The organism is Solibacillus merdavium, from assembly GCF_014836935.1.
GTDB classification, from domain to species: Bacteria; Bacillota; Bacilli; order Bacillales_A; family Planococcaceae; genus Solibacillus; species Solibacillus ferritrahens.
Genome location: NZ_JACSPW010000010.1, coordinates 97,702 through 121,919 on the forward strand (window position 1 = coordinate 97,702; position 24,218 = coordinate 121,919).

Consider the following 24,218-nt stretch of genomic DNA (forward strand, 5'->3'; position numbering starts at 1 on the left):
ATTCTATTAATATTCATGATAATGTATTTTTTATTATTAGAAATTACTGCACGGAATTTACATCATAATAGTTATCATTTTCTATTTTAGTTATCATAACCATGTTAACTCATTAGTGGGTATTTAAGATGATTTTAAGAAAGGGAGATGTGGAGTTTGAGTATATGTGATGATATTAAAAAAAGATATATTCGATTGTCAAAAGGACAACGTAAAGTAGCACAGTTTGTTATAGATAATCCGAATGTGGTTGCTACACAAATTGCTTCTGAAGTAGGTAGGCTTGCAGATGTTAGTGAATCAACGGTTATTCGATTTTGTTATGCAATGGACCTTTCAGGTTTTAGTGACCTTCAGGACAAAGTGAAAGGTTACTTAATTGAAAAAGGGGGAACGATTGAAGCAAAAAAGGCAGTTGCAAAGAATAAAATTAGAAAGCAAATTGGCGTTGAAATTGTAAAGCAGGATATTGCCGGGATTTCCAAAACTTTTAATGCATTAAAAGAGCATGATGTTGAAGAAGTTGTACAATTGTTGCATCAATCAAAAAGAATACACTTTTTAGGATTTAGACACTCGGAACCAGCTGCTTTTTGGATGTTTAGCAATTTAAAAATGCTGCGCGATCAAGTATATTTTATTCCACATGAAGCGGACAAAATTGCACAACAATTAGCATTTATGGATGAAGACTCTTTACTATTTGTTATTTCATTGAATGATGATTATGAAGATTTGGCAACAACAGTAGAGATTGCGAAAAGAAAAAATGTAAAAATTGTTGCGATTCGAGATAAAGAGCTGTCTTCTATAAAGGATCCTGCAAATCCAGTACTCATTGTTCCTTCGGCAAAAGAAGGCGGAGCGACGTGCACAATTGCAATATTTTCTTTATTACATATTTTAGTGGAAACAATGGTAATGCTAAATCCAGAGAAATATAAGGGATATGATGATAAAGGCAACACTAAAAAAAAGCAAATTAATTTAACAGCAATGAGCTGAGAAAACGTAAAGGCTATTATTAGGCCTTTACGTTTTTTGTACGTTCTCCACCAATGATAAATCTTGTTTTTCACTTTCATATCATTATGTTAAAATGGAGAGCGAACAGTATTTTATATAGGAGGCTCAATTATGAGTAAAACATTAGTTTTTGGACATAAAAACCCTGATACAGATACAATTACTTCGGCAATTGTTTATGCATACTTAAAGCAACAGTTAGGATTAGATGCAGAGGCGGTACGTCTTGGAGAATTAAATAACGAAACAAAATTTGCATTGGAAAAGTTCGGCTTTGAAGCACCTCGCCTCATCGGAAATGTTAAAGACGAAGCAACCCAAGTAATTTTGGTCGATCATAACGAATTTCAACAATCGGCTGACGGCATAGAGGAAGTACAAATTTCAGAAGTAATAGACCACCACCGTATTGCTAATTTCCAAACAGCGGATCCACTATACTTCCGTGCTGAACCTGTAGGATGTACGGCAACAATCTTAAATAAATTATTTAAAGAAAATAATGTTGAAATCCCAGCTAATATTGCAGGCTTAATGCTTTCAGCTATTATTTCGGATACGCTATTATTTAAATCGCCTACATGCACAGAGCAGGATGTTAAAGCAGGTAATGAATTAGCTGCGATTGCGAATGTTGATTCGGCACAATATGGTTTAGCTATGCTTAAAGCGGGCGCCGACCTTTCGGATAAATCATTGGAAGATTTATTGTCGCTTGATGCAAAAGCTTTTGAATTCGGTGAATATAAAGCAACTGTTGCACAAGTAAACGCTGTAGATATTGAAGATGTACTCGGGCGTCAAAAAGAGCTTGAAAACTTATTAAACAAAAATATAGCGGAGAACGGGTTAGATTTATTCTTCTTCGTCGTAACAGATATTTTAAATAACGATTCAACAGCAGTGGCTGCTGGACAAGTTGCGGAAAACGCAGCAAAGGCATTTGGAGCAGCAATCGTTAATGGACGCATTAGTTTACCAGGAGTTGTATCACGTAAAAAGCAAATAGTGCCAGTATTGACTGAAGGCTTAAAATAATCTAAAAAAATCCGGTACTCCATTTAATTGGAGTTACCGGATTTTTTGATATCTAAAGGATAAACAGCAGGACCTTCTATTACTTGTCCTTCAGCATTATAGCGTGAACCGTGACATGGGCAGTCATACGTTTGATCGGCTTCATTCCATCTTGTTTTACAGCCTAAATGGGTACAGCGCGGAGCTTTAGGGCGTTTTATATATCCTTCAATGAACTCCTTGCCAATAACCCCACCTGTCTGAAGCATGAAATAGAGTGTCTTACCAAAGCTCGATCGATGTGGAGAGAATAGGTTTGATGCTTTATTTGGTACGTTTTTTATAAGGTCTGTAAGAAGATCACCTGCAACAAGTGAAGTCGATAACCCCCACTTATTAAAGCCCGTTGCAATATACAGGCTTTCATCGTCTGGAGAAAGCTGACCGATATAAGGGACCTGGTCGGCAGTCATAATATCTTGTGCGCTCCATGCATACTCGAATGGAGGCAGTTCAAAATCTGCTGTCAACTCATGCTGTAATGTTTCGTAAAACCGATTGGTCTCGCCTGTGGCTCCTGCTAAGTGGGACTGGCCTCCGTATATGAAGTAAGGCTGATTATCGATAAGTGCACTTCGGATGGTACGACTTTGATCATCAATACTTAAATATTGACCCTCTAACAGCTGAGAATATTTTGTAGCAGTTAAATACGAACGACTTACTTGCAGTTTTATCGAATAAAGTTGGCGAATAGATTCGATTGGATAATGGGTGCATAAAATTAGTTTATTATACTGAACGGTGTAGCCATTGCTTGTACGAACCTGGTTATTCCGTAGTTCGATACTTGTAATGCGAGTATTTAAATAGAGCTGTGCACCGTATTTTCTTGCTAAATGAACGTAAGTATTTGTGAATTGTACAGGATTAATCTGTCCCTCATTTTTTATGCCGAGTGCCAATTTTACAGGAAGATTAAGCTCAGTTTCATTTGTTGCTACAAATGGAATACCGATTTTTTTATATTGCTCAGCTTCATTTAATAGCTTTTCTTTTCCTTGGGAAGTGGAAGTGTATAAATAGGAAGTAGCTCTAGTAAATCCGCCGCTATTTTCGGAAATGGCCTTTTCGATTGCATTTTTGTTTGCTTCATAATAGATTTTCCCATCTTCCGGTGTTAATTTCGAATAAATAAGATTATGCTGCACAGTTAATTTTCCTGTAGAATAGGCAGTTGTTCCATGTGCAAATTGTGGAAGTGCTTCAATTAGTACAACTTTAAATCCTTCCTTAGCAAGTGAATAAGCAGTATATACCCCACTAATCCCACCCCCAATAATGCAGATGTCACATTGAATGGGTTCCTGAATGGATGGAGAGGAAAAACCTGAATCTGTTGGGAGCCAAAGCGATTGTTTCAAAATATCACCTTTTTATTTTTAGCTTAGGATATTTTTTGTTTTTTTATTCAACTAGAGTAAAAATCGGAAATTCTATTACGAATGCATCGGATTTGAAAAGTTGTACTTTTGCAACACAGCTCGTTACAATACAAGACAAGGAGAGTGATTAGCATGAAAATAGAAGTTTGGTCTGATTATGTTTGCCCATTTTGCTATATCGGCAAAAAACAGCTCGAAATCGCCTTGGAAGAATTGGGGTATGGGGAGAGTATTGAAGTTGAGTATAAAAGCTACCTTTTGGATCCTACTACACCAGTGGATACGGATAGCTTGGTTTATGAAGAGCTACAACGTAAATATCAAATGTCGTTGGATGAAGTAAAGAAAATGACTGCTAATGTTACTGCTCGGGCAAAAGAAGTTGGATTAGTCTACAATTTTGATGAAATGAAAAGTGCAAACACAGTAAAAGCCCACCGTTTGGCAAAATGGGCTGAATCAGAAGGTAAAGGGAAAGATTTTACTGAACGAGTTTTGAAGGCGTACTTTTTGGAAGGAAAGGCAATTGGTCAAACCGATGTCCTCCTATCATTAGTAAGTGAAGTGAATTTATCGATAGAAAAGGCTAGACAAGTTATTGAAAATGATGACTATATTAAAGAAGTGGAGCACGACATCGCAATTGCCCAAAATCTAGGTGTACGCGGTGTACCATTCTTTGTTATCGATAATAAGTATGGTATTTCAGGAGCGCAGCCACAAGATGTGTTCGAACAAACAATTGAAAAGGCAGCACAAGAACTGGGCTTGCGAAAACCTTTAAAAATGCAGGGGGATAAAGGTGCAGCTTGTACCGATGATTCATGCAATATTTAATTACCCCCACTTTATAGCGCTCCCAAACGTAAAATGCCATCTTATATTCAGTCAAAAGTATGAGGGTATTCATGTTGATTTTCTTTGAATATTATTTTATTATATTAAAGTACCTCGAATTTGAGATGTTTAAAAATAAGATAAAAATTCAAAAAATAAATAAACTAATTTAGTAGGGAGCAATAAAAAAATGACAAACGTATTAGTAGTAAAAGCAAATAACCGCCCAGATGGTGTATCAACTAAAATGTATGAAACTTTCATGGCTGAAGTAGGTACTGTACAAGGTGTAAACGTAACAACTTTTGATGTATTTGAAGAAAACATGCCGTATTTTGGTCAGGAATTATTCAACGCATTCGGTAAAGCACAAGCGGGTGAAGAATTATCGGCAATTGAGGCAGGTTCTTTAGCTGCTTTCAATAAATCACGTGAAGCATTAACAGCTGCAGATGTAGTTGTATTTGCATTCCCATTATGGAACTTAACAATCCCAGCTGCATTACAATCATTCATTGATTACACATACGGTGCTGGATATACATTCAAATATAACGAACAAGGTCAATTAGTAAGCTTAATGACGGACAAAAAATATATCGTATTAAATGCACGTGGCGGTATTTACTCTTCGCCTGAAGCAGCTCCATCTGAAATGTCAGTAAACTATATTAACGCAGTTATTGGCGGCGTATATGGTATGGAAAAAATTGATGAAGTAATTATTGAAGGTCACGCTTCTAATCCGGCAGGTGCAGAACAAATTATTTCTGATGGTTTAGAGAAAGTAAAAGCTGCAGCTAAAAACTTAGCGAAAGTAACAGCATAATTTTATAGTTTTATTGGAAAAAGGGGGCTCATCATATGGTGAGCGCCCCTTTTTTAGTTTTTATTTAATTGTAATTCGACGGAAATTTTTACTTGCTCAGAGATTAAAAGTCCCCCCGATTCAAGTGAGTCATTGTATGTTAAATTGAAATCGCTTCTATTGATCTCGGTTTGGCAAGTATAGCCGTATGTATCGATATCCCATGGATTTTTGATACAACCATTATATATTACCTCGAAAGTAACTGGCCGTGTAACATCTTTAATGGTTAAATCTCCATGTAGTTTAATTTGATTATTGTCGCTTATAACTTCTTTACTTATAAATGTAATCTTAGGATAACGATCAGCATTAAAGAAATCTGCGGAAATTAAATGTTGATCCCTTGAAATGTCCCGTGTATTAATACTCGCTACATCTATATCAAAGCGTATATAAGAATCATTAAACTCTTCTATTTTACTCGCCTCTATATGAGCAGCAAAAGAATCAAATGTACCATGTACATTTGTAATCATCATGTGTTTAATGGAAAAATTAATTGATGAATGAAAAAAATCTACCGAATAAGTCGTCATAGTTTCACCTCAAATTTATTACAATATGTTAATTCCATCATAAAATAGAAGATATTTTTTTACAACATGAATTAAGTTCTAAGTAAGCTACTTACTTTTCGTAATCTATAAAAGGTGGTAATATAATATTAAGGAGTTAAATAAAGTTTATTTTAAGCAATAAATTTGAGGTGAAAAAAATGAAGGAATCAGCATTATGTCCACGTTTGTCCAAGGCTATGGAACTTGTAGGAAAACGGTGGACAGCTTTAATTATTTATCAACTATTGGAAGGTCCGCAACGTTTTAATGCGATTGAATCAGCATTGCCGATAAGTGGAAGATTATTGTCGGAACGTTTAAAGGAACTTGAAAAAGAGGGCATTGTTGAACGAAAAGTATTTTCCGAAGTCCCGATTCGTGTGGAATATAATTTAACAAAAAAAGGCCAATCACTTGAACAAACGGTTAGAGAAATTGAAAATTGGGCGAAAAGTTGGTTATAAATCATATTGTTTTACTTGTAAAAAGCGCGTCAAAAACAGATACTAAAAAGGTATGTCAGCTTTTGAGGAAAGGAAAATGGCTTTTATGACAATTCAACAATGGGAAAATGATTTATTACAGTGGATACCTTCAAATAATATAAAAACAAATGAAACGTTAAAAAAATATACGATGACAAAACTTGGAGGTAAGGCAGATATTCTCGTGCTACCAGAAACTGAAGAACAAGCAGCAGCTGTTGTAAAGTATGCATCTGAAAATAATGTGCCCCTGTTGATGCTGGGGAATGGCTCTAACATGGTTGTACGTGATGGCGGTGTCCGCGGAATCGTCCTTCACTTTGCCTTATTGGATGAAATTCGTATTGAGGGCAATATTGTCTATGCTCAAAGTGGAGCTTTAATTAAGGAAGTATCAAAGCAAGTAGCAGCGAAAAGCTTAACAGGTTTCGAATTTGCATGTGGAATACCAGGATCAATTGGTGGTGCAATGGCTATGAACGCCGGAGCATATGGTGGAGAAATTAAAGACGTTGTTATAGCCTGTACGATTTTAACGCCTGAAGGTGAGCGGATTGTATTGAACAATGAGCAGCTGGAGCTTTCCTACCGCAAAAGCATTATTGCTAAAAAAGGTTATTATGTATTGTCTGCTACATTTGAATTAGCGCAAGGCGATCAACAAGAAATCGATGATAAAATTGCAGACCTAACATTTCAGCGTGAATCAAAACAGCCTCTTGAATACCCGTCAGCAGGCAGTGTATTTAAACGTCCACCCGGTTACTTCGCAGGTAAATTAATTCAGGATAGTGAATTGCAGGGGAAAGGCATCGGCGGCGCAGAGGTTTCTACAAAGCATGCCGGATTTATCGTAAATAAAAACAATGCAACAGCTAAAGACTATATTGAAACAATTCAAATGGTACAGCGTGTCGTGAAGGATAAGTTCGATATCGATTTAGAGATGGAAGTAAAAATCGTCGGTGAGGATTAATCTTGGTAGATAAAAAGACTTCAACTCGTGCTAATTCGGCACGGGTTATCTTTTTGTGGATAAGAAAGCGATAAGATGTGTTTTTACTAAAACATTTCCTTACTAATCATATTGGCAGAAATGGTATCAATTATAAATCAGCATATAACATAGGGGGAGCACAAAAGATGAAATTCATTTCGTGGAATGTAAATGGTATACGCGCATGTGTTAATAAAGGCTTTTTAGATTATTTTCATGAAATGCAAGCTGACTTTTTCTGTATTCAAGAAACTAAATGTCAGGAAGGACAAATTGACCTTCAATTGAAAGGATATTATCAGTATTGGCATTCAGCAGTAAAAAAGGGGTATGCAGGTACAGCAGTATTTACGAAACATAAACCATTGGCGGTATTTTATGGTATTGAAAATGAAATTGCACCTGATGAGGGGCGTATTATTACATTAGAATACGAGAATTTTTATTTAGTAAATACTTACACACCGAACGCAAAACGTGATTTAACACGCTTAATAGAACGTCTCCTTTGGGAAGACCGTATGGCGAATTATTTAAGGGAACTTGATGCAAAAAAGCCCGTCATTTATTGTGGGGATTTAAATGTTGCACACGGCGAGCTTGATATAAAAAACGTCAAATCCAATATTGGCAATTCCGGATTTACATATGAAGAGCGAGGTAAAATGACCGACTTACTTGACAGTGGATTTACAGATACATTCCGCCATTTCCACCCGAATGAAACGGATCATTATACGTGGTGGAGCTATATGTCAAAAGTGCGTGAGCGAAATATTGGATGGCGAATTGATTACTTTATTATTTCGAACCGCCTCGTTGAACAAATTGAAGAAGCGTCCATACATTTTCAAGTTTTAGGTAGCGATCATTGCCCTATCGTATTAAAATTAAAAACAGTGTAAGATAAAGAGAATTATAGAAAACTATTTTTTGTAAAGCAGAAATCACACTTTGCAAAATACAAGATAAAGAGGTGGATTTAATGGCACAACAGGCGACAAAGGCAAAAGGGCGCAAAATTGTTAACATTGTCATTTGGACAATTGGGATTTTAATTGTTCTGGGCGGTTCAGCAGTTGCTGGGTTACATTTATACGTATCTAACTCGAAGCCTTTAATTGAAGGTGAGAAGATTGTTACGATTTTAGATGAAGATGTAGAAGTTACGAGGGATGGTGTAGGGGTTCCTCATATTGAGGCGAAGTCAGATGCAGATCTTTATCGCGCTCAGGGCTATGTCCAAGCGCAGGATCGTTTATTCCAAATGGATTTAGCTCGTCGTCAGGCAAGCGGTACTTTAGCGGAAGTTGTTGGTGCATCTGCAGTTAATACCGATAAATTTTTCCGTACATTCAGCTTGCGTCATGCAGCAGAAAATTCATGGGAAGATTATGATGCGGGATCTAAGCAAATTTTAGAATGGTATACAGAAGGTGTAAATGCTTTTATTGATGAAGTAAAAGGGACTAGCAAGCTTACCTATGAATTTAAGCTGCTTGGTTATACACCAGAAGCCTGGACACCAATTGATTCATTGGTAATAGGAAAATATATGGCATACGACCTTGGTGGGAACTGGAATCAACAAGCATTCCGTTCATGGGCGTTACAAAATTATACAGAAGAGCAGGCTAAAGAATTATTTGTAGAATACCCGGAAAATGCAAAGTCAATTATTGAGGCAAATTTAAATATAGAAACGGATATTACGACTGCCTTTACAACAGATTATTTACCTCAGGAATTTAACGGAAGTAACAACTGGGTAATTGGCGGGAAGTTTACGAAATCAGGGAAACCGCTACTTGCGGATGACCCACATCTAGGCTTAGGTACGCCATCTGTTTGGTATCAAATGCACTTAAAATCCCCTGAACAAAATGTGAGCGGTGTTATTTTTGCGGGAATTCCAGGCATTATTTTAGGACATAACGAACAAATTGCATGGGGAGTTACGAATGTAAATCCTGATGTACAGGATCTATATATCGAAACTCCAAACCCGGAAAATCCATATCAATTTGAATATGATGGTAAATGGGAAGATGCAACTGTTCGAGAAGAACCTATAAAAGTAAAAGACGGTAAAACGATTGACTTCGAAGTAGTGGAAACACGTCATGGTCCAATCATTTCAAACATAATGCTAAAGGAAACAGAAGTTAAAGAGCAGTTTTCAATGCAGTGGACAGCGCTTCAATCCACACAGGAATTAAAAGCAGTATTAGGCTTCAATAAAGCAACAAATTGGGAGGAGTTTGAAGTTGCATTAGAAGACTTCAAAGCACCCGCACAAAACTTTGTATTTGCTTCAACAGACGGTACGATTGCCTATAAAGCCAATGGTTTAGTGCCGATTCGTAAACAAGGTACAGGGGCATTACCGGTACCAGGGAATTCTTCTGAATACGGTTGGGAAAGCTATATTCCATTTGATGAGTTACCGACTGTCATTAATCCAGAAGAAGGTTATATTGCGACAGCAAACAATCAAATAGTAGGCGAAGAATATCCATATCATATTTCCAACCTTTGGGCACAGCCATATCGTTATGAACGTATTGTGGAAATGATTGAAACACCTGTTTATAACGACGAGACGGGAGAATTATTAAAGCTAACAGCTGCGGAAATGAAAGGGATGCAAATGGATAAGAAAAACTTGCATGCCGCAGAGTTTTTACCAAGCCTACTGGAAACGATTAAAGCGCAGGATACAGAGGGCAAATATAAAAAGGTTATTACACTATTGGAAGAGTGGGAGTATTATGATGATAAAGAGCAGGGTGCACCGCTCGTATATCACTTCCTAATTGAAAATATGGAAAATGCCTTATTTAAAGATGCGATGCCAGAAGATGTCTTCAAATTAATGCCAGGAAAATCTCAGATTACCGATCAAATGCTTCGTGATGCATATGCCGGCAATCCAGGGGTATGGATTACAGAAGAAGGCGGCTTAGATCAATTCGTTTATACTGCATTTGAAGATGCTGTAACGAAAATTGAAGGTAAATTTGGTACAGCAGTTTCAAAATGGAAATGGGGAAGTTACAATAAATTAACTTTCAGCCATCCATTAGCAAGTGCATCTGACTTCTTAGCAGATTACGTAAATCCAGAAAGGCTGGCAGTAGGCGGTTCGAGTGTAACAGTTCAGGCTGCTTCAGAAGACGGAAACGGAAATGTGAAGCATGGTGCATCTTGGCGCTTTGTAGCTGATTTAAATAATTTATCTACAGCGCATCATATTGTTGGTCCTGGTCAAAGCGGGCATATGAAGTCGAAATGGTATGACAATCAAGTATCAAATTGGGTATATGGTCGTTATCACAAAACTAATATCGATGGCACTATTAATACGAGATACGAGTTGATTTTGAAAGCCGAATAACAAGAGTGAAAAACCTTCCTTTTATTAAAGGGAGGTTTTTTTTTACATTCAAACAATCATTTGAATGTAAAAAGTGCATAAGCTATAATACATTCAAACCAATATTTGAATGAGGTGCGGAAATTGAAGGATACTTGTGATGTAACAAAGGTAAATGAGGAAGCATTGGAAGCTGTAAAAGAGCAAATGCCCGATCTTTCCAGGTTAGCAAAATTTTTAAAGGCACTTGCAGATGAAACCCGTCTGAAAATTACATTTGCATTGACAATAGAAAAGCGACTTTGTGTATGTGATGTAGCAGCAATCATCGGTATGAGTACAGCAACAGCTTCCCACCACTTACGTTATTTAAAAGAGCATGGTTTGGCAAAGTCTACACGTGTAGGGAAATTAGTATATTATTCGTTAGCAGATGACCATGTGCATCAAATTGTCATGATTGCTTATGAACATTCAAAGGAGTGAATCGCATGGTGACAAAAACAGAACAGTATCGCTTGGAAAATTTGTCCTGTGCAAACTGTGCTGCAAAATTTGAGCGAAACTTAAGGGGAATTGATTCGGTTGAAGATGTACTTTTGAATTTCGGTGCAGCCAAGCTAACGGTAACAGGTGAAGTAACAATTGATCAACTAGAAGCTGCAGGAGCTTTTGATGGAATTAAAGTTGTCCGCGCAAATGAGCGATTAATGGTAGAAACGATACCGTTTTATAAGCGTCGAGAAAATAAACTTGCTGCATTTTCATTATTATTTGTATTAGTTGGAATCCTTTGCAGTTACATATTTCAGGAGGGACACATTATCGTAAATAGTCTTTATGCGGTCGCCATCGTTGTAGGAGGCTATGCTACTTTCCTAACGGGGATAAAGAACTTATTCCATTTGGAATTCGATATGAAGACATTAATAACAATTGCGATAATCGGAGCGGCCATTATAGGCGAATGGCAAGAGGCTGCAATTGTCGTATTTCTCTTTGCGGTAAGTGAAGCTTTGGAAGCATATTCGATGAATAAAGCCCGCCAATCCATTTCCCAATTAATCGATTTGGCGCCAGATACAGCGACTATTAGGCAAGCGCATGATGGGCACTCTGATGAAAGAGAAGTCCCAACTGATATGATTCAAGTTGGGGATATTTTAATTGTTAAACCAGGACAGAAAATTGCTATGGATGGTGTCGTAGTTACTGGTACTTCCACCGTCAATCAAGCAGCGATTACAGGTGAACCAATCCCTATTGCCAAACAGATTGGGGATGCAGTATTTGCGGGGACAATAAATGAAGCAGGTGCCTTAGAGGTAAAAGTGACCAAACGGGTAGAAGATACAACGATTGCTAAGATTATTCATTTAGTTGAAGAAGCACAGGCTGAAAAAGCACCATCACAAAAGTTTGTTGACCGGTTTGCAAAATATTATACGCCAGCAATTATAGTTGTTGCATTATTAGTAACGATTGTACCGAGCATCATAACGGGCGATTGGCTACATTGGGTTTATCAAGGTTTGGCAGTCTTGGTTGTAGGGTGTCCGTGTGCGCTTGTAATTTCAACACCTGTTGCTATCGTCACAGCAATTGGTAATGCCGCTCGCAACGGTGTATTAATTAAGGGTGGGGTTTATTTAGAGGAATTGGCCCGCATTAAAGCAGTTGCTTTTGATAAAACTGGAACTTTAACAAAAGGTCAACCAGAGGTAATGGCAATTGAAATGGAAGATGATAAAAATACGGATATATTACTCGCAAAAGTAGCCGCTGTCGAAAAAAAATCACAGCATCCTTTAGCCCGAGCAATTTTAGCGAAAGCTTTTGATAAAAAGATTCTTATTCCCGATGCTGTTGATTTTCAGTCAGTGACAGGAAAAGGTGCCTATGCATCGGTAAATGGTGAAGTAATTTATGTAGGAAGTGTGAAATGGATTCAATCAATTGTGCCTATTTCCAAGTACTTATTACAAAAAGTTGAACAGCATGCATCAAGCGGTCATTCGGTAATCGTAGCTGCAAATGAGAAACGCATTTTAGGTGTTTTATCGATTGCCGATCAACTTAGACCGGAAAGTAAAGAAGTCATTGCAGCACTGCACGAAAATGATATTCAGCATACTGTAATGCTGACAGGTGATGAATCATTAACAGCAGAAAAAATTGCAGGGCAACTTCAGATCGATGACGTAAGAGCAAACCTTTTGCCGCAGTCCAAGTTACAGGCAATGAAGGACTTGCAACAACAATATCATTTCGTCGCAATGGTTGGAGATGGGGTAAATGACGCGCCTGCCTTAGCATCAGCTAATATCGGGATAGCAATGGGAGGAGCAGGAACTGACGCAGCACTTGAGACAGCCCAAATTGTTTTTATGGCAGATGACCTTACAAAACTACCGTATACGATGAAGTTGAGTAAAAAAGCAATGAAAATAATTAAACAAAATATTACGTTCGCACTCGGATTGAAACTTCTTGCGCTTTTACTTATTATACCTGGGTGGTTGACCTTATGGATTGCAATCTTTGCTGATATGGGTGCGACATTGCTAGTTATTTTAAATGCATTACGCTTACTGAAAATTAATTAGACTAAAAAGGTATATAGAGTAAAGATAAGAGTCAAAGGAACTAGCTCTTGAGTTATTTTTATTAAAGTTATATTATTAAAGTTATATTACTGAAAAGAGGCGGAAGGTCTAAATATCAAAATGTCAAATATAAAATTAGTAAATGTTACAGAAGAGATTGTAAGAGGAATTGTAAGTTTTTTGTTGCATGGCGTGGAATACCAGACATTTTGTCACTGCAAACAATGTGAAATGGATGTAGCTGCCATAGCATTGAATTCTTTACCTGCTCGATATGTCGCTTCAGAAGAATCCAGAGATGCTGCATTCAACCAAATGAACACACCTGAAAGTATTGAAGAAATCAACAAACAAATTATCCGTGCACTTCATCTCGTCAATCGATACCCAAGTCATCCATAATTCCTTGGGGGAAAATCAATGATATGTATAAATTATGTAGCTGTATGGCAACCTTTAACATAGATTTAAAATAAGAGGGTATTCAATTAGGGACAAACTAATTCGAATAACCCTTTTTTAACGTTCACTGTTTTCAGTTAACTTTTTGTATGAAATTGTAGTAAACTTAAAGGAGCAATTGAAAGAGAGGGAACAGTTATGCCAACACCTAGCATGGAGGACCACATTGAACAAATTTATTTATTGATAGAAAATAAAGGGTATGCTCGTGTGTCCGATATCGCAGAAGCTTTATCTGTTCTACCTTCCTCCGTTACGAAAATGGTGCAGAAATTAGATAAAGATGGATATTTACTGTATGAGAAATATAGAGGCTTAACATTGACGCCAAAAGGGCAAAAATTAGGAAAGCGACTTGTTCAACGACATGACTTGCTGGAACAATTCTTGCGTTTAATTGGGGTAAATGAAGAACATATTTATGAAGATGTCGAAGGTATCGAACATCATTTAAGTTGGAATTCGATTGATCGTATTGCCGATTTAGTACAGCTTTTAGAAGAAGAGCCGGACATGACAAGGAAGCTAGAAGAAATGAAATCAAATCATAATATGTAATGATTGACGAGAAAAAGGAGAATATCATGAATCAATTAATTAAATCAGGACAAGTAGTGGAATTAACTGTATTAGAGGAACAAGGATCACGATATGTATTAACTAACGGTGATTTAGAAATCCCATTAAACGCTTCTGATGTAATAGAGACGGTAGCGATTGGGGATATAGTAAAGGTTTTCTTATATGCGGACAGACGTGGAGATCTTCAAGCGACAACAGCAATTCCCCATATTACAGAAGCAGATTATGGTTGGGCACGCGTTTTAAAAGTTACAAAAGAAGGTGCATTTTGCGATATTGGCACATCTCGTGAAGTTTTAGTCCGTGCAGAAGATTTACCAGCTATTTCCGAAGTATGGCCGGAGTCAGGCGACCATTTGTACATGACATTGCGTACAGATCGCAACGGTGATTTGTTTGGTCGTTTAGTTACAGAAGAAAAGGTAAATGACATGTATGAGGGTGCTGAAGCAGAGCTGTTCAATAAAAACATTACAGCTCGCCCATATCGTCTATTACCAGTAGGGTCATTTTTACTGGGTGTTGAAAAACCTTATCGTATATTCGTACATGAGTCAGAAATGAAAGCTGAACCTCGCTTAGGACAAGATGTACAGGTACGAATTATTGATGTGAAGGAAGATGGATCACTAAACGGATCATTTTTACCTCGAAAGCATGAACGCTTAGGAGAAGATGCAGAAAAAATCTTCGCTTATTTAGAAAGCATCGGTGGTAAAATGCCGTTCGGAGATAAGTCAACACCGGAAGAAATTACGGAAATGTTCAAAATGAGTAAAGGCTCGTTTAAACGTGCACTTGGTACATTAATGAAAGCACGTAAAATTACACAAAAAGATGGCTGGACGGAAATCGTCAGAGATTAAATACGTTCTTTGAAAAGTAAAAGGTGAGATAAATTTTGCAACCTTTTACTTTTTTTATTCGTATTAATAGAGAATGTATATGAAATTAGGACAAGATTAGGTGAAAATGGGAATATACATTTAAAAAGGGGGATTTAATAATGAAACAAAAATGGATTGCATTAGTTGCGACGTTTGCACTATTAATCTCGGTAGTATTACCATTGAATGCGTCTGCAGCAACAACTGATCAAAAAAATCCAATCAATGAAAAATTAGGGGTGCCAATCGTAGTTTATGGATCGAATTTATCCGAGAGTGAAAAAGAGATTGTAAAAACTGCTTTGCGTGTCTCTCAAGAAACAGAAGTTGATGAAATTACCATATCAGGACAAGATTTAGCTAAATATATAAAAGACAGCAACCCTAGTTCCCGCATGTTCTCATCTGCTAAAATTACGCGTCAAGATGCAGGGAAAGGATTGACAATTAGCATAGTTACTCCAAATGATATTACACAAGTAACATCAGAAATGTATGCAAGCGCAATGTTAACTGCAGGTATTGAAGACGCGATTGTAGAAATTGCAGCACCAAAACCAGTAACAGGTCACTCTGCGTTAGTGGGAATTTATAAAGCTTATGAAGTAAAAACAGGCGAAACATTGGATATTGAACGTACAGATGTTGCTAATGATGAATTGTCAGTTGCCACTTCACTTGCCGAGTCAGCAGGTGTTACAGATGAACAGGTAGCAGAGCTATTAACACAAATTAAAAAAGAGATTGCTGAAAACAAGCCGGCTACCAAAGAGGAAGTTCAACAAATTGTTGAAGAACAATTGGATAAGCTGCAAATTAATTTAAGTGAGAAAGACCGTCAATTATTAGTGGATTTAATGGACCGTATCAGTAATCTAAATATTGATTTTAGTAAACTATCTTCGCAGCTTTCAGATTTAACTGCAAAATTTGATGAAACTTTCGGCGGTATTTTAGAAGATGAAGGATTCTGGCAAGGTGTCAAAAACTTTTTCACTAATTTAATCGATACGATTTCATCTTGGTTTAAGAAAGAATAGTACTATTTAAAAGCGCTCATGATTGGGTGCTTTTATTTTTCAAGAAAATTCAAACTATGATATATTATTGTGAATAGTAAAGGAGGGGAAATGATGGAATTTACGTACAAAGACCACGGAAATAACAATGGAGCTTTTGAATATGAAGTGAACGGGGAACGTCTAGCGGAGATTACTTGGGTGTTACGCGATGGGGTCATGGTTATGGATCATACGTATGTATCAAATGAGTTGCGCGGTCAAGGGGTAGCTAAAAAACTTTTGGATGAAGCGGCAAACTATGCCCGAGAAAATAATTATAAGATGAAAGCCCTTTGCTCATATGTCGTATCTTCATTTGATAATAGTGATGCATATGATGATGTAAAAGTATAAAAAATGCAAAAACACGAATTCCCACTGTGGTGGGGAATCGTGTTTTTCTTTATACATATTAAATAAAATTAATTTTTGATTAAAAGCCGACAAAAAGTGAAATTATAAAAGTAATGACTCCAGAGACGCCAAGAAGAGTGAGCATTTCAGTGCCTTTGTATGTAATTTCCTTTTTTTGGATCATAGTCAACACCCCTTTATTTTGCTTTATTACTTATTAATATCCGTTTTTTGGATTTTTTAATCCTAAATAGTTAAGGTTTTAAAAGAAATTCACAGGGTATATTAGTAATATGAATGGAAAACAAAATCAAATGATATTGGAGGTAATATTATGGCTAAATTAAAAGGTAAAGGTGTTGTAATGGCGGGTTTAATAGCTGGAGCAGCGTCTTTCTTAAGTAAGAAAGAAAACCGTGATAAAGCAATGGATTATTTAAATAAAGCAAAAGGTAAAGTAGATGAAAAGGGTGGCATGCAAGGTTTAATGCAGAAAGCCCAAGAAAAAGTAACCGGTAACGATGCGGCCCATTCTCCAATTACGAAAGATCTGAATACGAATATTGCTAAGTCTGCCTCTGTCGGAAAAGATGACTATGAGGAAGAAACGTTGGAAGAAGTTGCAATGACAGCCGGAGATGTTGCCGATCATACTTTAGAAGGTAACCAAATGGTTGAAGAAGGCGCTCAAACAACAACGGATTATTACAATGAAGAGCAGGATAAACGTTCTAAATAAATAATTAAAAACTATAGCAACAAAAAAAGGGTTTGTCTGAATAGTCATAAAGACTTTCAGACAAACCCTATATGTGTGCATGAAATTAAGATTTAGCTACTTCTTTTTTCATTGTTTTATTTTTAGCAAGGTTTACGTGCCAAGAAAGAGCTTCCTCTAAAATGTGAGGAGTTTGCGCGCCGCCTGTAGCTTCGTAAGCGCGGTTGTAGTAATCCCATAATTGATCTTTGAAATCTGGGTGTGCACAGTTTTCGATGATTAACTTAACACGCTCTTGTGGAGCAAGTCCGCGTAAGTCCGCGATACCTTGTTCAGTTACGATTACGTCTACATCATGCTCAGTGTGGTCTACGTGAGAAACCATCGGTACGATTGAAGAAATCGCGCCGCCTTTTGCATATGATTTCGTTACGAAGATACCAAGACGAGCGTTACGTGCGAAGTCACCAGAACCGCCGATACCATTCATCATTTTTGTACCTGAAACGTGTGTAGAGTTTACGTTACCATAGATGTCCAACTCAAGAGCAGTGTTGATTGAGATTAAGCCCAAACGACGGATAAGCTCTGGGTGGTTAGAAATTTCCTGTGGACGTAAGCAAATTTTATCAGCATACTTTTCTAAGTTGCCGTATACTTTTTTCTGTAATTCTTCAGTAAGTGTAATTGATGTTGCAGCTGCAAAGCGAACTTTACCAGCGTCAATTAAGTTGAATACAGCGTCTTGTAATACTTCAGAAGCTACTACTAAGTTTTCGAATTCTGAATCAGCAAAACCGTCAAGTACAGCATTAGCTACAGAACCTACACCAGATTGTAATGGCATTAATTCATTTGTTAAACGACCAGCTTTGATTTCATCGCGGAAGAAGTCTAATAAGATGTTTGCCATGTTTTGAGTTTCCTCATCTGGAGGAACGATTAATGAAGGAGCGTCTGGCTCTTCAGAAATAACGATTGCTTGAATTTTGTCTAAATCTACGCGAATACCAATTTCACCAATACGTTGCTCAGCATTTGTCATTGGAATAGCATCACGCTTACCTTGTTCACCTGGAACGTAAATATCGTGAATACCGATTAATGCTTCTGGATGTGAGATATTTAATTCGATAATAATGTTCTCAGCATACTCAGCAAAAATTGGCGAGTTACCTACAGAGTTTGATGGAATAATTAATCCATCTTCTGTAATAGCTACAGCTTCTAAAATTAAGTGCTTGATAGGGCCGATAATTCCTTGGCGCACTAACTCAGCATTATGAGAAAGGTGAGCGTCTACATAAGAAATTTCGCCTTTGTTAATTAAACCGCGCATTACTGCATCTCCCTGGAAAGGACCGCGTTTGTTAATAACACCAGCAGCAGCTAAATGGTTATCAACTTCAGGACCTAATGAAGCCCCTGTATATACATCAATTTTAATTTTTTCATTTTTAGCGCGCTCAACTAAAGCCATTGGTACTACTTTAGCATCCCCTGCACGTGTGAATCCGGACATCCCTACTACTGTACCGTTTTCGATTAAAGCAGCTGCTTGTTCAGCTGTTACAATTTTATCTGCTAACCCTTTTAAACCTAAACGTTTCTCAACTCGTGGATCCATTTAAAAATCCTCCCCTAAAAAAGTTTTTTAATCGTTTGATTAATCAGAAAATAATATTAGAATTTTCTGTTTTTTTAACCAGGTACTAAACTGGCATTTACGTTAATAATATCACCAAATTGTCACAATAACTTCACACATAGCATAAAAGCGCTTAAAAGACGATTATTCGAGAACTATAAAGTTTAAAGTAGATAAATTCGCTTTTAAGGTTAATTTATTTGTGTTGGTAATGAGCAGATTTTTACAATTAATATAAAAAAGTGCTTGAAAAGGGGAAAGCAATCAGTTTAAAAAAAGATAAAAGCGACTTGTTATAAACAAGTCGCTTAGTAAATTTCGTTTAGAATCCTAAAGAGCGGCGGAAGTAGCTGGCATAGCGTTGGCTAACGGGAATGCGTGTGCCGTCTTTCATAATTAATAAGAAAGTAGAATGTGAATCGGGTTGGATTTCTTCAATATAATCGATGTTCACGATATATGAACGGTGGCATCGAATAAATGAATCAGGTGCCAAGAACAGCTCCAAGTCACTTAGATTCAAACGGTGGTAGCCTTCGCGTTGCATCGTTTTAACAAAAGTTTTACGTAATTGAGTTTCCAAATAGATAACCTGATTATGTTTAATTGGGTACCAACAATCATCAATTTTCACTGTAATATAATTTGTTAAGAACGGTGAGGGCTTTTGAGGGAAAATGGCCGTAATGGCACCTTTTGTTTCACCTTCTTCGATGAGGGGAATGCTCATTCCGTAATAAGGAACCCCGAATACATCCGATTCAATGTAAGAATTAATCTTCTGACCATACGTTAATGCTTTGTAAGCTGCTGAACCTTCTTTAATTGGGTCACCTGGCTTAATTTTTAAATCTACTTTTTTGCTTGGTTGGTAGTAAATGTACTCATTCGTATCTGAAATAGCAATGGAAGTATTTTCAGGGAAAAATTCTTTAATGACTTCCATAATTTCTTCTATTTGTTTTGGTTCCACTTTATAACACCTCTTTATAAGCATTTTATACAATTATGAACTATTTTGCTACATATTAAAAGAGATTAAGGTTAAGAAGATTTTTTTTATAAATAATTAGTTTTTACATAAAAGTAAAGTGAATTTTATTGGAAATATTTATTGGCTAAATGTATTCCATTTATAATCTAAAAAAGGTTTGATTTACTAGTAATATAAATTCATTTACGGATACTATTTCTAAAAAAGGGAAGTATCATAATCATTTAGAACTATACTGAATGTTAAAATTAGGTTGAAAGAAAAAGTTAGAATATGTTAATATTCACTATAGTTACTAATAAATGCACAATTATATACGAAATATATTATAGTTAATTAAACTCTAATACGTATAAATAATTACTTCACATAATAATTTGTAAAATTTATTAAAGAAATTTTAGCAGATTGGATGGAGCGGTAGGCATCTCTATCTGCAATGTAAGGACAATATCACGTACTTTTTGTATTTGAGTTGTCTTTCTAAGTTAAGAAACAGAATGTCTATTCTGAAGAAAGATGGGGTAATTTATGCAACTACATCAGTATTCGATTTCGGAAACAATTTCAAAGCGCTACTTTCAGGAGATTGACAATATTAATCAATACGCAGGTATTGAGGATTTTTTTGTGTTGGAATCTCGATTAATTTTTGAAATTTATCATTTAGAAGCAACAAAGGCGAAAAAGACACTACATGAAATAATAGACATTTTATCTGCACGCTTTGGAAAACAAGTGATAAAAGTAGTACGTTCATATTTTGTTACTTTATCTTCAATTGTGGCACGTAAGCTGTTGGACAACCAAGTTCCATCTAAAAAAGCATTTGCCTTTAACTTAGCATGTGCGGATATGGTAGAAAACAAAATGAAAGATGCCGAGTTTCTACAATTTGCGGATGATTTAGTAGAATTTTATGTATACTTTATCGCTGATCGTAAACAGCCAACATTCCGTCACCAGACAGTAAACAAAGTGATTATGTACATAAATGATGAGCTCGAAAATGATCTTACAGTTGAAAGTATTGCAGCAAACTTCCATATTAGTACGAGTCATCTATCTCGAATATTCCGTGAGCATGTTGGTATAACATTGGTGGAATATTTAAATGTTCGTCGAGTAGAAGAATCTCAATATTATTTGCGCCATACAAATAAGAGCATTACATCAATTTCTGAACAATTCCATTTTTGTAATCAAAGCTACTTCACAAGAATATTTAAGAAATATACTGGTGTAACACCGAAACATTTCCGTGATGAGTTGCATCATGAATTTTTCCGCTTTGAAATGGCTGAAATCGTATATGAAAATGTATGATGTTTTAAATTTACAACGTAAAATTATAATCAACTTATTCAAAAAATCATGTTTTTGACAGGAAGGTTTTAATAATAAATTTCAGAAAAAAAAGAAAAATATTTCAAAACTCTGCATGGTATATAGTGTTACATGTAGAGTTTTTCTTTTGTTAAAATGAAACAAATGATTAAGATTTTCAAAATTGATTCTCAATCAAACTAGTTTTATACTAACTAGAGATTAAAAAATAGGTTGCCTTAATTGAATAGTGAATTTGCAATCATAGTTTAAGGAGAGAAACATGAAAAAGTATGAAAAAGCAATATCGCTCGTATTAGTAGCAGGAGCAAGTTTATCTGCATTGTTTTTTATAGTAAAACAAAATATGGAAGCAGCGATTTTATCAATGACAATTATGTTTACGTTTACGAATTTTTTCCGTGCAAGGACATTTAAAGAAAAAGGTCATGAAAAAGAAGCAAAATGGATGCGTAATATGTCTACTTTGTTTGCGGTTTTAACGATTGTCGTATTATTAGTAATTCTCAACGGATAACATTAGAAGAAGAAGGCGAACTTTAATGAACCAAAAAGCAAAAAGAAAGAGCCCTATCGTATTGATTTTTTCCATATCCATCATATTATTGATTGCGATTTTAGGCACTATTTATTATAAATATAATACCGCTCAGTCAAGCACGCTCGAGGAACCTGTCGTCCCATCGGAGCAGGAGGAAAAAACTGAACCAGATAACACATCTAATCCTTCACAACTGGAAGGTAACGATAACTCTGGTATAAAGCCACAGGAGGAAAAACCTCTTTCTTTGCCAGGTGAGCAAAAAGAAGAACCGAATGGAGATAAGTCGGAAACACCTTCAACAGACACTAAAGAAGAAGTAATACTTGAAAATGGCTATATTGTAGGACAAGAACCTGCAACAGACCCTACTTATGTAAAAGGGGTTTTAATAGTAAATAAAAAAATACCTCTTCCAGCATCATATAATAAAGGTGAGGATTCCAAGGCGCGCTCAGCATTTGACAAAATGGCTGAAGCTGCTAAGGGAGAAGGAATAGAGCTAGTTGCATTTAGTGGCTTCCGTTCTTATGAGTACCAAAAGACATTATATGATCGTTATGTAAAAAGAGACGGTAAAGATGCTGCTGACCGATACAGTGCAAGACCGGGGTATTCCGAACACCAAACAGGCTTAGCCTTTGATATTGGCGAAAAGGGTCAAGAGGATTTATGGTTGACGAATGCTTTCGGTGAAACAAAAGCAGGGCAATGGTTAGCTCAAAATTCTCATAAATTCGGATTTATATTGCGTTACCCTAAAGGTAAGGAGCAAATTACCGGCTTTATGCATGAATCTTGGCATTTCCGTTATTTAGAGGGCGATTTAGCAACAAAGGTTTATGAAGCAGGAGTTACATTGGAAGAATATTTAGGGATAAATTAAAAAAATGGGGTGTGCTGTTCATAAGCACATCCCATTTTTTATAAGATTGGTGATAACAACCGTGATATCGATTCTCTGAATTTAGTGTAGTTCGACCGGTTTTTATAAAGCTCCAATGTAAGCTCGGAGCAATCCATTATGTCACTTTCAAATATTTCTGCAAGGCTGTGGGCCAATGCGCGGTCATAGATAAGTGCGTTAACTTCAAAGTTTAAACTAAAACTTCGTACATCAATATTGGCTGTTCCGACAGAAGCAATCTCATCATCAACGACAATCGTTTTGGCATGAATAAAGCCTTTTTCATAATGATATACTTTGGCGCCTGCTTCAACAAGTGGGCCTACATATGAATAAGTTGCCCAGTAGACAAACATGTGGTCCGGCTTATTTGGAATCATGATGCGTACATCAATACCTGAGAGAGCTGCGATACGGATGGCATCAAAAAATGATTCATCTGGAATGAAATACGGGGACTGTATGTACACGTATTTTTTTGCATTTGCTATTAAATGCAAGTAATTATTTTTGATTACTTCCCATTCTGTATCAGGTCCGCTTGAAATAATTTGAAGGGCGGCCGTTCCTTTTTGCGGAATAATGGGAAAATAACGCTCTGCATAGATAAGATCTTTTTTGGCACTCGCCTGATTCCAATCCAAAATGAACCGTGTCTGTAATGGATGGACAGCACTTCCTTCAATACGCAGATGGGTATCCCGCCAGTATCCGAATCGATCGGATAGCCCTAAATATTCGTCCCCTACGTTAAACCCACCTATATAGCCAATTCGACCATCTATAACAGCGATTTTACGATGATTTCGGAAGTTTAATCGAGGATTAATTAAAGGGAGGATAGATGGGAAAAACACTTCTACTTCCCCGCCAGCTTCAATCAGCTCTTTAAAATGACGTTTGCGAGTGCCACGGGAGCCCATCTCATCAAATAGAACCCGTACCTGTACACCTTGCTTTGCCTTTTTTATTAACGCATTTATAATTCTTTGCCCTAAATTATCCAATTTAAAAATATAATATTGAATGTGGATATGATTTTTTGCGTGGTTTATATCACTGATAAGTGACTCGAACTTGTCACTGCCATCTTCGAAAATCTTAATATCATTATCTTGGGTTAAAACGGCATTACTTGTTTTTAAATTCATATACATAAGGCGGGTATAATTTCTTATATGTTCTGTGCGCAGCTCCAACTCATTATTTTCTATTGTTTCAATTTGATAATAGATTAGTTGTTCAATTCCAATATCTTTTCTTCCATCCCACCGGAATAAGTGCTTTTTCCTCAATTGTCTTCCCAATAATAAATAGAGAAAAAATCCAACAAACGGGAGGAAAAAAAGAACAAGTAACCATGCCCAAGTGGATGAAGGCTTTTTGCGCTCTAGAAAGATAACGGTTAAAGCAAAAATAATATTTAAAAACATTATAATAGGAAATAAAAAATAGCCTTGAATAATAGCGTTCAAAAAGTTCACCTACTTTCCTTCTCTC

General features: G+C 36.4%; 24 protein-coding genes. 19 read left to right on the forward strand and 5 right to left on the reverse strand.

Annotated elements, in window-relative coordinates:
• Positions 1-147: 147 nt before the first annotated feature.
• The gene (locus H9632_RS11825; RefSeq protein WP_404829024.1) at positions 148-1,005 is read left to right on the forward strand and encodes a MurR/RpiR family transcriptional regulator; all 858 of its coding nucleotides are present in this window, start codon (positions 148-150) and stop codon (positions 1,003-1,005) included.
• A gap of 132 nt (positions 1,006-1,137) precedes the next feature.
• Positions 1,138-2,064: a manganese-dependent inorganic pyrophosphatase gene (locus tag H9632_RS11830; RefSeq protein ID WP_191704285.1), complete on the forward strand. Its 927-nt coding sequence runs from the start codon at positions 1,138-1,140 to the stop codon at positions 2,062-2,064.
• Positions 2,065-2,087: 23 nt separating this feature from the next.
• On the opposite strand, the gene H9632_RS11835 is transcribed toward H9632_RS11830, so the two are convergent.
• Complete coding sequence (locus H9632_RS11835; RefSeq protein WP_191704286.1) at positions 2,088-3,467, reverse strand: FAD-dependent oxidoreductase; 1,380 nt, start codon at positions 3,465-3,467, stop codon at positions 2,088-2,090.
• Positions 3,468-3,620: 153 nt separating this feature from the next.
• Between H9632_RS11835 and H9632_RS11840 the strand changes: the two genes are divergently transcribed.
• Both H9632_RS11840 and H9632_RS11845 read left to right on the forward strand, forming a co-directional pair.
• Complete coding sequence (locus tag H9632_RS11840; protein ID WP_191704287.1) at positions 3,621-4,325, forward strand: DsbA family oxidoreductase; 705 nt, start codon at positions 3,621-3,623, stop codon at positions 4,323-4,325.
• A 190-nt stretch (positions 4,326-4,515) separates the two neighbouring features.
• Positions 4,516-5,154, forward strand: coding sequence for an FMN-dependent NADH-azoreductase (locus H9632_RS11845; RefSeq protein ID WP_191704288.1), 639 nt, complete (start codon positions 4,516-4,518; stop codon positions 5,152-5,154).
• Between the two features lie 53 nt (positions 5,155-5,207).
• On the opposite strand, the gene H9632_RS11850 is transcribed toward H9632_RS11845, so the two are convergent.
• Positions 5,208-5,732 carry a YceI family protein gene (locus H9632_RS11850; RefSeq protein ID WP_191704289.1) on the reverse strand — a complete coding sequence of 175 codons (525 nt, stop codon included), beginning with the start codon at positions 5,730-5,732 and terminating at the stop codon, positions 5,208-5,210.
• Positions 5,733-5,911: 179 nt separating this feature from the next.
• Here H9632_RS11850 and H9632_RS11855 point away from each other — a divergent pair, with 179 nt between their 5' ends.
• From H9632_RS11855 to H9632_RS11910, 12 genes are all read left to right on the forward strand, one after another.
• Positions 5,912-6,217, forward strand: coding sequence for a winged helix-turn-helix transcriptional regulator (locus tag H9632_RS11855; protein WP_191704290.1), 306 nt, complete (start codon positions 5,912-5,914; stop codon positions 6,215-6,217).
• An 85-nt stretch (positions 6,218-6,302) separates the two neighbouring features.
• Entirely contained in the window at positions 6,303-7,214 is a 912-nt protein-coding gene (gene murB, locus H9632_RS11860; protein ID WP_191704328.1) for a UDP-N-acetylmuramate dehydrogenase, read from the forward strand.
• 167 nt (positions 7,215-7,381) lie between these two features.
• Positions 7,382-8,140: an exodeoxyribonuclease III gene (locus H9632_RS11865; RefSeq protein ID WP_191704291.1), complete on the forward strand. Its 759-nt coding sequence runs from the start codon at positions 7,382-7,384 to the stop codon at positions 8,138-8,140.
• Positions 8,141-8,220: 80 nt separating this feature from the next.
• Positions 8,221-10,632 carry a penicillin acylase family protein gene (locus tag H9632_RS11870; RefSeq protein ID WP_191704292.1) on the forward strand — a complete coding sequence of 804 codons (2,412 nt, stop codon included), beginning with the start codon at positions 8,221-8,223 and terminating at the stop codon, positions 10,630-10,632.
• A gap of 123 nt (positions 10,633-10,755) precedes the next feature.
• Complete coding sequence (locus tag H9632_RS11875; protein ID WP_225223815.1) at positions 10,756-11,097, forward strand: ArsR/SmtB family transcription factor; 342 nt, start codon at positions 10,756-10,758, stop codon at positions 11,095-11,097.
• A gap of 5 nt (positions 11,098-11,102) precedes the next feature.
• Positions 11,103-13,217, forward strand: a complete 2,115-nt coding sequence (locus H9632_RS11880; RefSeq protein WP_191704293.1) for a heavy metal translocating P-type ATPase — start codon at positions 11,103-11,105, stop codon at positions 13,215-13,217.
• A 120-nt stretch (positions 13,218-13,337) separates the two neighbouring features.
• Positions 13,338-13,619, forward strand: a complete 282-nt coding sequence (locus tag H9632_RS11885) for a late competence development ComFB family protein (RefSeq protein ID WP_191704294.1) — start codon at positions 13,338-13,340, stop codon at positions 13,617-13,619.
• 198 nt (positions 13,620-13,817) lie between these two features.
• Positions 13,818-14,237 carry a transcriptional regulator MntR gene (gene mntR / locus H9632_RS11890; RefSeq protein WP_191704295.1) on the forward strand — a complete coding sequence of 140 codons (420 nt, stop codon included), beginning with the start codon at positions 13,818-13,820 and terminating at the stop codon, positions 14,235-14,237.
• Between the two features lie 26 nt (positions 14,238-14,263).
• Complete coding sequence (locus H9632_RS11895; RefSeq protein ID WP_191704296.1) at positions 14,264-15,127, forward strand: CvfB family protein; 864 nt, start codon at positions 14,264-14,266, stop codon at positions 15,125-15,127.
• A gap of 140 nt (positions 15,128-15,267) precedes the next feature.
• Entirely contained in the window at positions 15,268-16,188 is a 921-nt protein-coding gene (locus tag H9632_RS11900) for a DUF1002 domain-containing protein (RefSeq protein ID WP_191704297.1), read from the forward strand.
• Between the two features lie 93 nt (positions 16,189-16,281).
• Complete coding sequence (locus tag H9632_RS11905; RefSeq protein ID WP_191704298.1) at positions 16,282-16,563, forward strand: GNAT family N-acetyltransferase; 282 nt, start codon at positions 16,282-16,284, stop codon at positions 16,561-16,563.
• A gap of 334 nt (positions 16,564-16,897) precedes the next feature.
• The gene (locus H9632_RS11910; protein ID WP_191704299.1) at positions 16,898-17,302 is read left to right on the forward strand and encodes a 3-oxoacyl-ACP reductase; all 405 of its coding nucleotides are present in this window, start codon (positions 16,898-16,900) and stop codon (positions 17,300-17,302) included.
• 85 nt (positions 17,303-17,387) lie between these two features.
• Here the strand turns inward: H9632_RS11910 and H9632_RS11915 are convergent, their stop codons facing one another.
• Positions 17,388-18,908, reverse strand: coding sequence for a succinate CoA transferase (locus H9632_RS11915; RefSeq protein ID WP_191704300.1), 1,521 nt, complete (start codon positions 18,906-18,908; stop codon positions 17,388-17,390).
• A gap of 343 nt (positions 18,909-19,251) precedes the next feature.
• Complete coding sequence (locus H9632_RS11920) at positions 19,252-19,902, reverse strand: LytTR family DNA-binding domain-containing protein (RefSeq protein ID WP_191704301.1); 651 nt, start codon at positions 19,900-19,902, stop codon at positions 19,252-19,254.
• Between the two features lie 552 nt (positions 19,903-20,454).
• Between H9632_RS11920 and H9632_RS11925 the strand changes: the two genes are divergently transcribed.
• From H9632_RS11925 to H9632_RS11935, 3 genes are all read left to right on the forward strand, one after another.
• Positions 20,455-21,249, forward strand: a complete 795-nt coding sequence (locus tag H9632_RS11925) for a helix-turn-helix transcriptional regulator (RefSeq protein WP_191704302.1) — start codon at positions 20,455-20,457, stop codon at positions 21,247-21,249.
• A 283-nt stretch (positions 21,250-21,532) separates the two neighbouring features.
• Complete coding sequence (locus tag H9632_RS11930; protein WP_191704303.1) at positions 21,533-21,787, forward strand: hypothetical protein; 255 nt, start codon at positions 21,533-21,535, stop codon at positions 21,785-21,787.
• A 25-nt stretch (positions 21,788-21,812) separates the two neighbouring features.
• Entirely contained in the window at positions 21,813-22,697 is an 885-nt protein-coding gene (locus H9632_RS11935; RefSeq protein WP_191704304.1) for a M15 family metallopeptidase, read from the forward strand.
• Positions 22,698-22,735: 38 nt separating this feature from the next.
• Here the strand turns inward: H9632_RS11935 and cls are convergent, their stop codons facing one another.
• The gene (gene cls / locus H9632_RS11940; protein WP_404829025.1) at positions 22,736-24,202 is read right to left on the reverse strand and encodes a cardiolipin synthase; all 1,467 of its coding nucleotides are present in this window, start codon (positions 24,200-24,202) and stop codon (positions 22,736-22,738) included.
• Between the last annotated feature and the right edge of the window lie 16 nt (positions 24,203-24,218).

Bases quoted from the DNA above. Each gene is read 5' to 3' on its own strand.
- H9632_RS11915 (WP_191704300.1), bottom strand. From the start codon at position 18,908: ATGGATCCACGAGTTGAGAAACGTTTAGGTTTAAAAGGGTTAGCAGAT.
- H9632_RS11830 (WP_191704285.1), top strand. From the start codon at position 1,138: ATGAGTAAAACATTAGTTTTTGGACATAAAAACCCTGATACAGATACA.
- H9632_RS11840 (WP_191704287.1), top strand. From the start codon at position 3,621: ATGAAAATAGAAGTTTGGTCTGATTATGTTTGCCCATTTTGCTATATC.
- H9632_RS11870 (WP_191704292.1), top strand. From the start codon at position 8,221: ATGGCACAACAGGCGACAAAGGCAAAAGGGCGCAAAATTGTTAACATT.
- H9632_RS11885 (WP_191704294.1), top strand. From the start codon at position 13,338: ATGTCAAATATAAAATTAGTAAATGTTACAGAAGAGATTGTAAGAGGA.
- H9632_RS11895 (WP_191704296.1), top strand. From the start codon at position 14,264: ATGAATCAATTAATTAAATCAGGACAAGTAGTGGAATTAACTGTATTA.
- H9632_RS11930 (WP_191704303.1), top strand. From the start codon at position 21,533: ATGAAAAAGTATGAAAAAGCAATATCGCTCGTATTAGTAGCAGGAGCA.
- H9632_RS11850 (WP_191704289.1), bottom strand. From the start codon at position 5,732: ATGACGACTTATTCGGTAGATTTTTTTCATTCATCAATTAATTTTTCC.
- H9632_RS11900 (WP_191704297.1), top strand. From the start codon at position 15,268: ATGAAACAAAAATGGATTGCATTAGTTGCGACGTTTGCACTATTAATC.
- H9632_RS11825 (WP_404829024.1), top strand. From the start codon at position 148: ATGTGGAGTTTGAGTATATGTGATGATATTAAAAAAAGATATATTCGA.
- H9632_RS11845 (WP_191704288.1), top strand. From the start codon at position 4,516: ATGACAAACGTATTAGTAGTAAAAGCAAATAACCGCCCAGATGGTGTA.
- H9632_RS11865 (WP_191704291.1), top strand. From the start codon at position 7,382: ATGAAATTCATTTCGTGGAATGTAAATGGTATACGCGCATGTGTTAAT.
- H9632_RS11905 (WP_191704298.1), top strand. From the start codon at position 16,282: ATGGAATTTACGTACAAAGACCACGGAAATAACAATGGAGCTTTTGAA.
- H9632_RS11910 (WP_191704299.1), top strand. From the start codon at position 16,898: ATGGCTAAATTAAAAGGTAAAGGTGTTGTAATGGCGGGTTTAATAGCT.
- H9632_RS11880 (WP_191704293.1), top strand. From the start codon at position 11,103: ATGGTGACAAAAACAGAACAGTATCGCTTGGAAAATTTGTCCTGTGCA.
- mntR (WP_191704295.1), top strand. From the start codon at position 13,818: ATGCCAACACCTAGCATGGAGGACCACATTGAACAAATTTATTTATTG.
- murB (WP_191704328.1), top strand. From the start codon at position 6,303: ATGACAATTCAACAATGGGAAAATGATTTATTACAGTGGATACCTTCA.
- H9632_RS11925 (WP_191704302.1), top strand. From the start codon at position 20,455: ATGCAACTACATCAGTATTCGATTTCGGAAACAATTTCAAAGCGCTAC.
- H9632_RS11855 (WP_191704290.1), top strand. From the start codon at position 5,912: ATGAAGGAATCAGCATTATGTCCACGTTTGTCCAAGGCTATGGAACTT.
- H9632_RS11935 (WP_191704304.1), top strand. From the start codon at position 21,813: ATGAACCAAAAAGCAAAAAGAAAGAGCCCTATCGTATTGATTTTTTCC.